Annotated in this window: 10 protein-coding genes; 5 read left to right on the top strand and 5 right to left on the bottom strand. The window is 65.3% G+C overall.

What is annotated here, in order from left to right; all coding sequences use genetic code 11:
* Nucleotides 1-9: 9 nt before the first annotated feature.
* Nucleotides 10-3,081, bottom strand: a complete 3,072-nt coding sequence (gene fdnG, locus KPB06_RS26335; protein WP_275905925.1) for a formate dehydrogenase-N subunit alpha — start codon at nt 3,079-3,081, stop codon at nt 10-12.
* Between the two features lie 143 nt (nt 3,082-3,224).
* Here fdnG and KPB06_RS26330 point away from each other — a divergent pair, with 143 nt between their 5' ends.
* The 3 genes from KPB06_RS26330 (at nt 3,225) to KPB06_RS26320 (ending at nt 6,603) form a co-directional block, all read left to right on the top strand.
* Entirely contained in the window at nt 3,225-4,169 is a 945-nt protein-coding gene (locus KPB06_RS26330) for a YihY/virulence factor BrkB family protein (protein WP_124859375.1), read from the top strand.
* A 417-nt stretch (nt 4,170-4,586) separates the two neighbouring features.
* On the top strand, nt 4,587-5,744 hold the full coding sequence (locus tag KPB06_RS26325) for a porin (RefSeq protein WP_059582711.1): 1,158 nt from the start codon (nt 4,587-4,589) through the stop codon (nt 5,742-5,744).
* 385 nt (nt 5,745-6,129) lie between these two features.
* Entirely contained in the window at nt 6,130-6,603 is a 474-nt protein-coding gene (locus KPB06_RS26320; RefSeq protein WP_059582714.1) for a VOC family protein, read from the top strand.
* Nucleotides 6,604-6,700: 97 nt separating this feature from the next.
* On the opposite strand, the gene KPB06_RS26315 is transcribed toward KPB06_RS26320, so the two are convergent.
* Nucleotides 6,701-7,543, bottom strand: coding sequence for an AadA family aminoglycoside 3''-O-nucleotidyltransferase (locus KPB06_RS26315; RefSeq protein WP_275905926.1), 843 nt, complete (start codon nt 7,541-7,543; stop codon nt 6,701-6,703).
* Between the two features lie 166 nt (nt 7,544-7,709).
* Complete coding sequence (locus tag KPB06_RS26310; protein WP_006492882.1) at nt 7,710-8,159, bottom strand: HU family DNA-binding protein; 450 nt, start codon at nt 8,157-8,159, stop codon at nt 7,710-7,712.
* A gap of 266 nt (nt 8,160-8,425) precedes the next feature.
* Here KPB06_RS26310 and KPB06_RS26305 point away from each other — a divergent pair, with 266 nt between their 5' ends.
* A complete protein-coding gene (locus KPB06_RS26305; protein ID WP_124658365.1) occupies nt 8,426-9,544 on the top strand; it encodes an acyltransferase family protein in 1,119 nt (372 codons plus the stop codon).
* 370 nt (nt 9,545-9,914) lie between these two features.
* Here the strand turns inward: KPB06_RS26305 and galU are convergent, their stop codons facing one another.
* Together galU and KPB06_RS26295 are read right to left on the bottom strand one after the other, a co-directional pair.
* Entirely contained in the window at nt 9,915-10,802 is an 888-nt protein-coding gene (gene galU / locus KPB06_RS26300; RefSeq protein ID WP_006482949.1) for a UTP--glucose-1-phosphate uridylyltransferase GalU, read from the bottom strand.
* 231 nt (nt 10,803-11,033) lie between these two features.
* The gene (locus KPB06_RS26295; protein ID WP_006479318.1) at nt 11,034-11,177 is read right to left on the bottom strand and encodes a hypothetical protein; all 144 of its coding nucleotides are present in this window, start codon (nt 11,175-11,177) and stop codon (nt 11,034-11,036) included.
* A 217-nt stretch (nt 11,178-11,394) separates the two neighbouring features.
* Here KPB06_RS26295 and KPB06_RS26290 point away from each other — a divergent pair, with 217 nt between their 5' ends.
* Nucleotides 11,395-12,570 carry an acyltransferase family protein gene (locus tag KPB06_RS26290; RefSeq protein ID WP_275905927.1) on the top strand — a complete coding sequence of 392 codons (1,176 nt, stop codon included), beginning with the start codon at nt 11,395-11,397 and terminating at the stop codon, nt 12,568-12,570.
* Nucleotides 12,571-12,607: the final 37 nt, after the last annotated feature.

Genomic DNA, 12,607 nt, shown 5'->3' with positions numbered 1-12,607 from the left:
TCTTTCCCCTTACGCCTTTTCGACCTTCACCAGGAACGACTTGAATTCCGGTGTATAGGAGTTGCCGTCGCCCACGGACGGAGTCAGGGTATTGGCGAGATAGCCGGGCTTCGTCAGACCCTTGAAGCCCCAGTGCAACGGGACGCCGACCGTCTGGACCTTCTTGCCGTCGACCGTCAGCGGCTTGATCCGCTTCGTGACGAGCGCGACCGCGACGATGTAGCCGCGCTTGGACGACACCTTCACGCGTTCGCCATGCGCGACGCCGACCTCCTTCGCGAGGTCTTCGCCGATCTCGACGAATTGCTCGGGCTGGATGATCGAATTCAGCCGCGCATGCTTGGTCCAGTAGTGGAAATGCTCGGTCAGCCGGTAGGTCGTCGCCACGTGCGGGAAGTCCGCCACCTTGCCGAACGACGCACGGTCGTCCGGGAACACGCGGGCGGCCGGGTTGTTCAGCGCCAGCGGGTTGTTCGGGTGCAGCGGGTTCGCGCCGAGCGGCGTCTCGAACGGCTCGTAGTGCTCGGGGAACGGACCTTCGTTCATCCCCGCGCGGGCGAAGAAGCGCGCGACGCCTTCCGGGTTCATGATGAACGGCCCCATCCCGTTCTCGGGCGGTTCGTCCGCCTTGAAGTCCGGAACGTCGGCGCCCTTCCACGCGCTGCCGTTCCAGCCGATCAGCTTGCGGGTCGGGTCGAACGGCTTGCCGGCGACGTCGCACGATGCGCGGTTGTACAGGATCCGCCGGTTCGCCGGCCACGCCCACGCCCAGTTCAGCGTCTGGCCGATGCCGGTCGGGTCGGCGTTGTCGCGCCGCGCCATCTGGTTGCCGGCCTGCGTCCACGCACCGCAGAAGATCCAGCAGCCGCTCGCGGTCGTGCCGTCGTCCTTGAGTTGCGCGAACGCGGCGAGCTGCTCGCCCTTCTTCGCGAGCGTCTTCGCCGGATCCTTCGGATCGGGCAGATCGGCGAGCGCTTTCCCGTTGAACTCCATCGCCAGCTCTTCGGGCGTCGGGCTTTCCGGGTTCGCGTACGGCCAGGTCAGGTTCACGATCGGGTCCGGGTACTTGCCGCCGTCCTTCTGGTACATCTTGCGCAAGCGCAGGAACAGCCCCGACATGATCTCGAGGTCGCTCCTCGCCTCGCCGGGCGGCTCCGCGCCCTTCCAGTGCCACTGCAGCACGCGGCTCGAACTGACGAGCGAGCCGTTTTCCTCCGCGAAGCAGGTGGTCGGCAGGCGGAACACCTCGGTCTGGATCTTCGACGCATCGACGTCGTTGTAATCGCCGTGATGCTTCCAGAACTCGGACGTCTCGGTCGCGAGCGGATCCATGATCACGAGCCACTTCAGCTTCGCGAGGCCGGCCGCCGTCTTCACCTTCGACGGCGCCGCCGCGAGCGGGTTGAAGCCCTGGCAGATGTAACCGTTCATCTTGCCGGCATTCATCAGCTCGATCGCCTGCAGCAGGTCGTACTGCTTGTCCAGCTTCGGCAGGTAGTCGTACGCCCAGTTGTTTTCGGCGGTGGCCGCGTCGCCCCACCACGACTTCATGAAGCTGACGTGGAACGCCTTGTAGTTCTTCCAGTAGCTCAACTGGTTGGGCCGCAGCGGCTGCTGCACGCGCTTCTTGATGTACGCGTCGAAATCCTGCTCGGCCTGCATCGGCAGCGTCATGTAGCCGGGCAGCAGGTTCGACATCAGCCCGAGGTCGGTCAGCCCCTGGATGTTCGAGTGGCCGCGCAGCGCGTTCATCCCGCCGCCGGCGATGCCGATGTTGCCGAGCAGCAGCTGCACCATCGCGCCGGTGCGGATGATCTGCGCGCCGATCGAGTGGTGGGTCCAGCCGAGCGCGTACAGCACCGTGCCGGCGCGGCCGGGCACGGCCGTGGTCGCGAGCATCTCGCACACCTTCAGGAACTTGTCCTTCGGCGTGCCGCAGACCTGCTGGACCATGTCCGCCGTATAGCGCGCGTAGTGCTGCTTCAGCAGGTTGTATACACAGCGCGGATGCTGCAGCGTCGGATCGACCTTCGCGAAGCCGTCGTCGCCGCGCTCGTAGTCCCAGCTCGATTTGTCCGGGTACGCGTGTTTCTCCGCGTCGTAGCCGGAATAGATGCCGTCGTTGAACGCGAAATCCTCGCGCACGATGAACGAGAAGTCCGTGTAGTTCTTCACGTACTCATGCTGGATCTTGTCGTTCGTCAGCAGATAGTTGATGACGCCGCCCAGGAAGACGATGTCGGTGCCGGTGCGGATCGGCGCGTAGTAATCGGCCACCGAGGCCGTACGCGTGAAGCGCGGGTCAACGACGATCAGCCGCGCCTTGCGGTGCGCCTTCGCCTCCGTTACCCACTTGAAACCGCACGGATGGGCCTCGGCTGCATTGCCGCCCATCACGAGAATCACGTCCGCGTTCTTGATGTCGACCCAATGGTTCGTCATCGCTCCACGGCCAAACGTCGGGGCAAGACCTGCCACCGTCGGGCCATGTCAGACACGCGCCTGATTGTCGAATGCGAGCATCCCGAGACTGCGGATGGTCTTGTGCGTCAGGTAGCCGACCTCGTTGCTGCCCGCCGACGCGGCCAGCATGCCCGTCGTGAGCCAGCGGTTGACCTTCGCGCCGTCTTCGGCCGTCTCGACGAAGTTCGCGTCGCGGTCGACCTTCATCAGCTTCGCGATGCGGTCGAGCGCGTCGTTCCACGAGATGGGTTCCCACTTGTCCGAGCCGGGCGCGCGATACTCGGGGTGCGTCAGGCGGTTCGGGCTGTGGATGAAGTCGATCAGGCTCGCGCCCTTCGGGCACAGCGTGCCGCGATTGACGGGGTGGTCGGGATCGCCTTCGATATGGATGATGCTCGGCTGCGCGTTCTTCGCGCCGTCGCCGAGGCTGTACATCAGGATGCCGCAACCTACTGAACAGTAAGGACAGGTGTTGCGCGTTTCGACGGTGCGCGCCAGTTTGTACTGCCGGACTTCGGCCAGCGCTTCGGACGGAGAAAAGCCCATCAGGGCAAGACTCGATCCGGCGAGCGACGTGGCCGTCACCTTCAGGAACTGGCGCCGGGACATTTGTAGCATGATGGTCTCGGCGTTATTGTGGGGTGGGGTGCAACTGAAAGGGATTATAGACAGTTCAGGCAACTATGATCGAATCCTCGGATCAATACCGATTGGTCCGATTTATCTGAGATGATCCGCGTTCCGCGCGCAACCGAACCGTCATGAAACGACAGATCACTTCCGAAGCCACCCGTCTCGCCCAGCAGCAGGCCAACTGGGCCCTCACCGCGTTCAAGCGCTTCTCGTCCGACCGCTGCTCCGCGATGGCCGCGGGCATCGCGTTTTTCTCCGCGTTCTCGCTCGCGCCGACCCTCGTGATGGTGATCGCCGTGGCCGGCTGGTTCTACGGCGACGACGCCGCGCGAGGCCAGGTGTTCGAACAGGCGCACCAGTTGATCGGCGACGACGCGGCGGCCTCCATCCAGACGATCGTGCAGAACGCGCACCGCGCGGGCGAGCGCGGCGGCCTCGCCACGCTGATCTCGTTCGCCGCGCTCGCGATCGGCGCGTCGGCCACGTTCGCGTCGCTCAGCGCGGCGCTCAGCGTGATCTGGCCGGCCACCGAAAGCCGCTGGTCGAGCATGCTCGGCCTCGTGCGCGTGCGGCTGATCTCGTTCGGGCTGGTGCTCGGCGTCGCGTTCCTGCTGATCGTGTCGCTCGTGCTCGACACGGCGATCACCTTCATCGGCACCTGGCTGCTCGGCGATTCGCCGTACGTGGTCGTCACGAACTTCATCCAGTTCTTCGTCGGCATCGCGGTGCTCGCGGCCGCGTTCGCGTCGCTGATGAAGTTCCTGCCCGACGCGCGCGTCGCGTGGCGCGACGCCGCGATCGGCGGCATCGTGTCCGCGATCCTGTTCTCCGGCGGCAAGAAGCTGTTCGCGCTGTATCTCGCGCATGCGGGCACCGCCAGTGCGTTCGGCGCGGCCGGATCGTTCGCGGTCCTGCTGATGTGGCTGTACTTCTCCGCGATCGTGCTGCTGCTCGGCGCGGAGTTCGCGGCGGCACGCGGCGATGCGCATCGGCCGACCGAGGATTCGGCGCCGGCCGGGTCGGCTCAAGTTGCTCAACCTGGCCACGCCGATCATCGCCCGCGCGACGACTGATTTACCCACCGCCTGCAAACGGCCGCGCATCGATGTCGCGCGCGCCCGGCACACGCCTCGCCCCTTTGCAACCCCGTGTCCGCCGCGCATTCGTGCGGCGTCGGCGCATGCGTTGCTCGCCGACCTGCATGCACCTGCAACGGCAAACGTTTGCATGCCCTCGTTTTGTTGCTGCAACGGGCCAAAACAGGCGGTTCACGGGTGTGCGCGTCAGCGATTGAAACAATCGCGGCGCAGCAATTGTCAACTGTTTCATAAACAGGAACAGTTGCTGATGTGCTTGATATATATGGACTTTTCCGCGCTGTTACCTTTTCGAGACACTTTATTTTTTGAGCTTTCTTGCGTGTATGGCACTGAGCTATTCTCCAATCCGCAACAAATAACGATGAATCACTTGCGTGGAGAAACTCAACGATGAAGAAACTTGCTCTCTCGACCCTCTCGCTCGCGCTGCTGGGCGCTGCCGGTGCTGCTCAGGCGCAATCGAGCGTGACGCTGTATGGCGTGATCGACACGTCGATCACCTATGTTCACGGTAACGATGGTCAAGGTAACAATTCGTGGTCGATGGGTAGCGGCAACCTGCAAGGCGCCCGCTTCGGCCTGAAGGGTTCGGAAGACCTCGGTGGCGGCCTGAAGGCGATCTTCCAGTTGGAAAACGGCTTCAACTCGGCAACGGGTGCATTGGGCCAAGGCCAGCGCATGTTCGGCCGCCAGGCTTTCGTCGGCCTGCAAAGCGACCAGTACGGTACGCTGACGCTGGGTCGCCAGTACGACCCGCTCGTCGACCTGGTCCAGGCGGTCACGGCTGACAACTACTTCGGCAGCGTGTTCGCCACGCCGGGCGACGTCGACAACAACGACAACAGCCTGCGCGTCAGCAACGCGATCAAGTACACGTCGCCGGTCTGGGCAGGCCTTCAGGTCGAGGCGATGTACGCACTCGGCGGTGTCGCCGGCGCAACCGGCAAGGGTCAGACGTGGGCGGCGGCTGCAGCTTACAACAACGGCCCGCTCGGCCTGGCTGCAGGTTACTTCCACGCGAACAACTCGGCTCCGCTGAGCCCCGCTGGCGTGCGCACCGGCTGGGCCGGCACGTCGGACGCGATCTTCGACGGTTCGGGCAGCTTCATCAACAACGCATACACGTCGGCATCGTCGATCGGCATCGCGCAAGCCGCCGGCCAGTATGCATTCGGCCCGGTAACGTTCGGCCTCGGCTACAGCAACGCACAGTACAAGGCTGACGCGAACTCCGGCTTCGGCACGAACCAGAAGTACAACACGGGTCGCGCATTCGTCACGTACCAGGCATCGGCACCGCTGCTGCTCGGCCTCGGCTACATCTACACGAAGGGTAGCGGCCAGACCGACGCCAAGTACCATCAGGTTTCGCTCGGCGCGGACTACTCGCTGTCGAAGCGTACGGACATCTACCTGGTTGGCGCATATCAGCACGCAAGCGGCCACAACGCCGACGGCAGCGAAGCGCAAGCGTCGATCGGCTCGTACGGCATCGCCGGCAAGAGCTCGCAGGAAATCGTCGCACTCGGCCTGCGTCACAAGTTCTAAAAACGAAGTATCCGGTGTGCATGGCGTCTCCGACGCCCTGCCGCCGACCTGGAAAGCCAGCCCCGGTTTCGGCCGCGGCTGGCTTTTTTTCGTCCGCCTCCGGCGAGCGAGCCGGCATTCGCTGCACGGGCTGCCGGGCAAACCGCTCCATGCCTGCTTGCCGGCAACGGCACCTTGCGGCTGTCAGCGGCCCGGAACACCGTTTCCGAATGGTCGGGCAGGTCGCCATTTCTCCGTACGACGGCTACCATCCGCACAGCCGGCACCGCCCGCTTCATCCGATGCGCGACTTGTTGGTCGCACGTGTCGATTTCGGCAGGCGTCGTCCGTCGTATCGATGGCGGCATCCGGTTTGCCGCGGCCCCATACAGACAGGAGACTCGTCATGACGATTCAGAAGATCACGCCGTTCCTCTGGTATTCGACGCAAGCCGAAGAAGCAGCGGCCTTCTATGCCGGCATCTTTCCGGATTCGCGCGTCGTGCGCGTCACGGCCGTGCCCGGCACCGACGGCACGCGAATGGTCGAATTCGAGCTGTTCGGGCAACCGTTCTTCGCGATGAGCCACCCGCGCACGGAGACGTTCAACCACGCGATCTCGCTGCTCGTCAGTTGCGCGGACCAGGCGGAACTCGACCGCTACTGGAGCGCCCTGCTCGACAACGGCGGCACGGCCGACGGCTGCGGCTGGCTGAGGGATCGTTATGGGGTGTCGTGGCAGATCGTTCCGGAGGCGCTCATCCCGATGATGGCCGATCGCGACGCGGTCAAGGCGGGACGCGTGGCCGCCGCGATGATGCAGATGACCAAGTTCGACGACGCCGCGCTGAAGGCCGCCTTTGCGGGCACCGCGGGCTGACGAAACGCGTCGGGCCGCGCTGGCGTGACGCCGCGCCGGCTGGCCTGCACGCACCCGGCTCGACCGTTTGCGCATGCAGCCGGCTCGCACGCGTTCGCTATCCGTCGCTGGCCGGCCAGCCGGTAGCGTGCATCGTTGGCGCCGACTGCGACGCAGACAGCATCGACTCGACCGTCCGCCGCGCGTAGCCGATGAATTCGGCCAGCGGTTCGCCGGACAGGATCGCCGCGCCCGCTTCGCCATCGAGAGAGGCGGCACGCGCGGCCGCCACGACCGGCCGGTGCGCGTCCGGCAAGCGCGCCAGCACCCACGCCGCGGCGACGTCCTTCGGCGCGATCCTGCCGGTCGCGGCGCTGTACCAGATGCGTGCGAGCGCGAGCACCACGTTGCACTCGTCGCCGCGCCAGTCCGGCTCGGCATTCCACTGCGCAACGGTGGCGAGCAGCGCGGCGCCGAAATCGCGCGGGGGCACCGGCTCGAACAGCACGGCTGCGGGCGGCCCGACCAGCGCGACACCGTGCTGCCGCACCTTCGTCAGCAGGATCGCCAGATCGTGATCGACGAGCGGCGCTTCGACGATGCCGGCTTCCAGGTCGCGACGCAGCCATTCGCCGAACTGCAGTTCGCGCCGCGCCGGATGACGCCACGGCGCCACGTCGCCGTGCGCGACGACGGTGACCTCGAGCGGACGCATGCCGCCTGCGTGACCGGGAGGCGCCGACGCAGCGAGCAGGTCGAACATCAGCGCCCGCCGCACCGTTGCGTCGGGCCGCACGGCCACCGTCACCAGCAGGTCGATGTCACTGCGCGGTTTCAAGCCGCCGTCGAGCGCCGAGCCGAACAGGTGGATCGCTTCCATCGTCGCACCGAGATGCCGCTCGATCGCGGCGCGCGCGACAGCGACCTGCCCGGCGATCTCAGACGGAACGAATTCAGTCACGATGCGCGGGCCTCACGATGCGCACGCAACAGGCGGTAGGGACTTTCACCCCCAAGTGAGTGCGCCTGCCGGGCGCACCAATAAAAATCCCCGCACGCTTTCGCGTACGGGGACCGCGGGACATCGCAACGGCTGCCGACATGCGTGCGGCAGCGTTGCTGCGGCATTACGCTGCCGCGTCCTTCAGCTTCTTCAGCGCACGTGCCTTCACGCGCACGCTGGCCGGCTTCGCCGGGAACCAGCGCTCTTCGCCCGTGAACGGATCCTTGCCGAAGCGCTTCTTCTTCGCCGGCACGACTTGCGCCGTGATCTTCAGCAGACCCGGCAGCGTGAACTCGCCTGCGCCCTTCTTGTGAACCGAGCCCAGCACGACGTTCTCGAGTGCGGCGAGCACTGCCTTGACCGCCTTCACTTCGACAGCTGCGCGCTCAGCGATGTGCGTTGCGAGCGATGCCTTCGTGAACTTGTCCTTCAGCGGCGTCGGAGCAGCCGGTGCTGCCTTCGCGACAGCCTTCTTGGCCACTACTTTCTTCGCGGGCGCAGCCTTTTTGGCAGCCACTTTCTTGGTCGCCGGTGCGGCAGCCTTCTTGGCCACCTTTTTTGCGGAAGTCGCCATGTTTCTCCTACCAGGTGTGGTCGTTGGATACACGAAGCGTGCAACGCGCGCGCTTCAACGCCGGATTCTACAAGCGCCTTGACGCTTCGTGCAGTACTTTTATGCGTTTTCGCGGGGTTTCCCGCACGTTTTGTTGCGCGCGACCGACTTCATCGACGCTCGAGCGTGAAAAAACGCCTTCACGTAGGCGCTCAAATGGGGCGAACGCGAATTACGTTCGATATTTGCGCACCTATACTGGGCCCGCTCAATGCCCGGATGCCTCCATGCGCGAAGTCAGATACGTCAAAGGACTCGACGGCCTGCGAGCCCTCGCCGTCATCCTCGTTTTCCTGTCCCACAAGGGCCACGTCCTTGCCATCGACGTCGGCAAGCTTGGCGTGTGGACGTTTTTCCTCATCAGCGGATTCCTGATCGTCGGCGAACTGCATCGCAACCGCCAGGCGGTCGAGCGCGGCGCCATCACGCGCCGCCACGCGCTCGCGCTGTTCCTCGCGAAACGCGCGCTGCGGATCTTTCCCGTGTACTACCTGCTGCTCGCGGCGCTCGCGATCGCGCATGCGCTGTTCTACCAGCGCGGCGTCAACCTCGGGCTCGCTTGGCATGCGGCGTTCCTGTCGAATTACTGGATCGGCGTCGTCAAGGATGGCTGGCCGGGCTCCACGTCGCACTTCTGGAGCCTCGCCGTTGAACAGCAGTTCTATCTGATCGCGCCACTCGCGCTGCTCGCGGTGCCCGCCGCGCGCCACGTCGCGCTCAGTGTGGCGGCCGTCGCGCTGTGCGCGGTCGCGCATCTCGCGCTCTACCTGGCGGACGCATCGCCGGTGCTGATCTATGCGTTTTCCCCGTGGAATTTCGCGTTGATCGCGCTCGGCGGCGTCGGCGCGATGGCGCTCGCCGATCGCGGCGCGGCCGCCGCGCGCCGCGTACCGCCGGGCTGGCTCGGCGCGGCAGGCGTCGCCTTCTTCCTCGCGCTGCCCGCCTGCACGGCGTTGCCCGATGCGGCTGCAGGGCTCGCCGATCTCGGCCTGTCCGCGTCGCTCGGCGCGCTGATGCTGTGGATCGTCAGCGAGCCCGAGCATCCCGTCGTCGCGCTGCTCGACTGCGCGCCGCTCGCCTATCTCGGCACGATCAGCTACGGCTTCTACCTGTTCCACAACCTGATCCCGGCGCGTTTCGGCGCGCTGCCCGCGTCCTTCGCGCACGTGCCGATGCCGGACCTCGTCCGCGACGCGCTGCCGGAAATGCTGCAATTCGCGCTCGCCGTACTGCTCGCGCACCTGTCGTGGCGCTATCTCGAAAAGCGGCTGCTCGACTTCAAAAAGCCGATCGCCGCGATGCTGGCCCGGCACTTCGCCGCGCAGCCGAGCGCGTCGCCGCGCTGAGCGGCGCGCCGACGCGGTGCGCGGCCGGAACCGGATCGGAACGCGTCGATACCGGTGACGACGTCCGGCGGGATGGCAGCCGATGCGTCATCGCGCGACATCCGCGCGACGCGCGAGCGTCGCGCATACCGCGCAATCCATCCACCGATCCGGTCACGCGGCGAATGCCGCGGCACCGGTTTCACGCACGACGTCCTGCCGCGTCGACAGACGTCGCGCGTCGCGCGCCACCACCCCGCACCCATTCCCGGCGCCGCACGCAAACGTCGCGCACCATGCTCGTGCGCCGCAAATACAAAAAAGCCCCGGCGCGCGAGCGGCCGGGGCCAACGGAACAACCACCACCTGAAACGACGGAGCGCGCGGCCGCTTAAGCGACGGCAGCCAGCGCGGGGAGGCAGGTACGCAGGTACGCCTCGAATTCGCGGCTCACTTCCGGATGCTGGAGCGCGAGCTCGACGGTTGCCTTCAGATACCCCAGCTTGCTGCCGCAGTCGAAACGCGTACCGTAGTAGCGATACGCGAGCACCTGTTCGTTCGCGAGCAGCGACTGGACGGCGTCGGTGAGCTGCAGTTCGCCGCCCGCGCCGGGCTTGAGCTTGCGCAGATGATCGAAGATCGTCGGCATGAACACGTAGCGGCCGACCACGCCGAGGTTCGACGGCGCATCCTCGGGCGCCGGCTTCTCGATGATGCCCGACAGCTTGATGATGTCCTCTTCCCATTCCCGGCCTTCGACGACGCCGTACGAGCGGCTGTCCTCGCGCGGGATCGTCTCGACCCCGATCACCGAGCTGTGATAGTGGTCGAACACGTCGACGAGCTGTTTGAGCACCGGCTGTTCGCCGTGCAGCAGGTCGTCGGCGAGGATCACCGCGAACGGCTCGCCGTGCACGAGCTTCTCCGCGCACAGCACCGCATGGCCGAGGCCGAGCGCTTCCGGCTGCCGCACGTAGAAGCAGTTCACGTGGCTCGGCTTGATGCCGCGCACGAGCTCGAGCAGCTTTTCCTTGCCGCGTGCCTCGAGTTCGGCCTCGATCTCGTACGACTTGTCGAAATGATCCTCGATCGCGCGCTTGCTGCGCCCGGTGACGAAGATCATCTCGGTGATACCGGCGTTGATCGCTTCCTCGACCGCGTACTGGATCAGCGGCTTGTCGACGACGGGCAACATTTCCTTCGGGCTCGCCTTCGTTGCCGGGAGGAACCGCGTGCCGAGACCGGCAACGGGGAACACGGCCTTGGTGACTTTCAACATGTTCGCATCCTGATAGCGTTGTCTGCGCCGCGTCGACCCGCGACCCGGCGCGATTGTGTTCCGAACGGCATATCGAGAATCGACGGCACTGCCAATTCCGCTCCGCTCATTTTCGATATGAACTGATTGCCCAATTATTCCGGAAAAAAATATAATCGTTTCAGGCCGGTCGATATTGCCGAACCGATTGCCGGAGCAGAAACAAATTACCGATTTTCCGGATACAAATTCTTACGATTCGAATTCCTCGATATAGGGCACGCCGCCCCGTTCGAGGCCTGGGCGGATCGGTTCGTTCTTCAGCGCCTCGCGGTACGCCGACAGCACGGCCATGACCAGTAGTACTGCAGCGCTCGCGATCCAATGCATGTCCATCTTGCCGCTCCTTGCATCAATCAACTGGAGCTTCAAACTATCAGAAAAAAATCGGCAAATAATTCAGGCGGCTCTCGGAACCGCTTTCAGGTATCGATAAACCCATGATGCGGAATACCGATATTTCCGGACGAGATTTTTTTATTCATTGACGGAATTCTTGCGCATTACGATTGGATGAAACTTCCCGTCCATCCGTCGCAAGGAATCGAATCGCATGCAAGCTTTCAGCGGATCGTCTCTGGCCGCGCCGCCCGTCGCCGACCACAAGGAACACGTGATCGACGCGATGCGCGGCTTCGCGGCGCTGCTCGTCGCCTATTTCCACTGCCGCCAGGTCGTCTGGGTCGGCATGCAAAGCTTCCATCACGCTTACGGCCACGCGCTGAGCCCGGGCGCGATCGCCGGCTACCTGACCTTTCCGTTCGCGTGGGGCTCCGCCGGCGTACCGATCTTCTTCGTGATCAGCGGCTACTGCATCCACCGCAACGCGGCGCTCAAGCTGGCGGCGAACCCCGCGTACCGGCTCGACGCGCCGAACTTCTGGGTGCGCCGCTTCGCGCGCATCTACCCGGTGCTGCTCGCCGCGCTGCTGTTCACGCTCGCGCTCGACGCGGTCAGCCTGCAGATCGAGCCCGTCAGCCACAAGATCCGCGACGTCGGCGTCGTCGCGTTCCTCGTGAACCTGTTCTCGCTGCAGGGCGTCGCCGGCTATACGTACGGGTCGAACGGCGCGCTGTGGACGCTGTCGCTCGAAGTGCAGTTCTATGCGATCTACCCGCTGCTGTTCGCGCTGCGCCGGCGCATCGGCATGCCGGCCGTCGTGGCCGCGGTCGCGCTCGTCAACGTCGCGTCGGCGTGGCTGCTCGAACGGCACGACCTGCAGTTCTTCACGTCCTACTGGCTGTCCTGGACGATCGGCGCGTGGATCGCCGACGTGCGCGCGCAGCAGTCGCGCGGCACGGCCGTCGTGCCGTCGCGCGCATGGTACGTCGCGGCCGCGGTGCTGCTCGCCGCCGGCTGCGGCGCGTTCCATTTCGGCCAGTACGGCGCGTTCCAGCTGTGGTCGGCCGGCTTCGCGTGCTTCCTGTACCGCGCCCTCGCCCGCCCGCCGCGCGCCACGCCGCCGCTGCGCGTGCTGAGCTGGTTCGGCGACTTCAGCTACTCGCTGTATCTCGTCCACCTGCCGCTGTTCGTCTGCCTCGGCTCGGTGCTGTTCCACTCCGAGCTGCAACTGTCGATCTGGCCGTCGTTCGCGTTCATGGCCGTCGCGATTCCGGTGGCGTACCTGTTCTACCGGATGTTCGAACGGCCGGCGATGATGTGGTCGGCCAGCTTCAAGCCGACCCGCGCCGCCCGCGTCGTCGCGTCGACGCCCGAACAGGCGGCCTGACGCCGGGCGGCCGGCCCGTCCGGCTCCGGAGCCCTCG

The organism is Burkholderia semiarida, from assembly GCF_029268935.1.
GTDB classification, from domain to species: domain Bacteria; phylum Pseudomonadota; class Gammaproteobacteria; order Burkholderiales; family Burkholderiaceae; genus Burkholderia; species Burkholderia semiarida.
The sequence above is the reverse complement of the archived record's forward strand: the minus strand, read 5'-3'. Positions and strand labels throughout refer to the sequence as shown.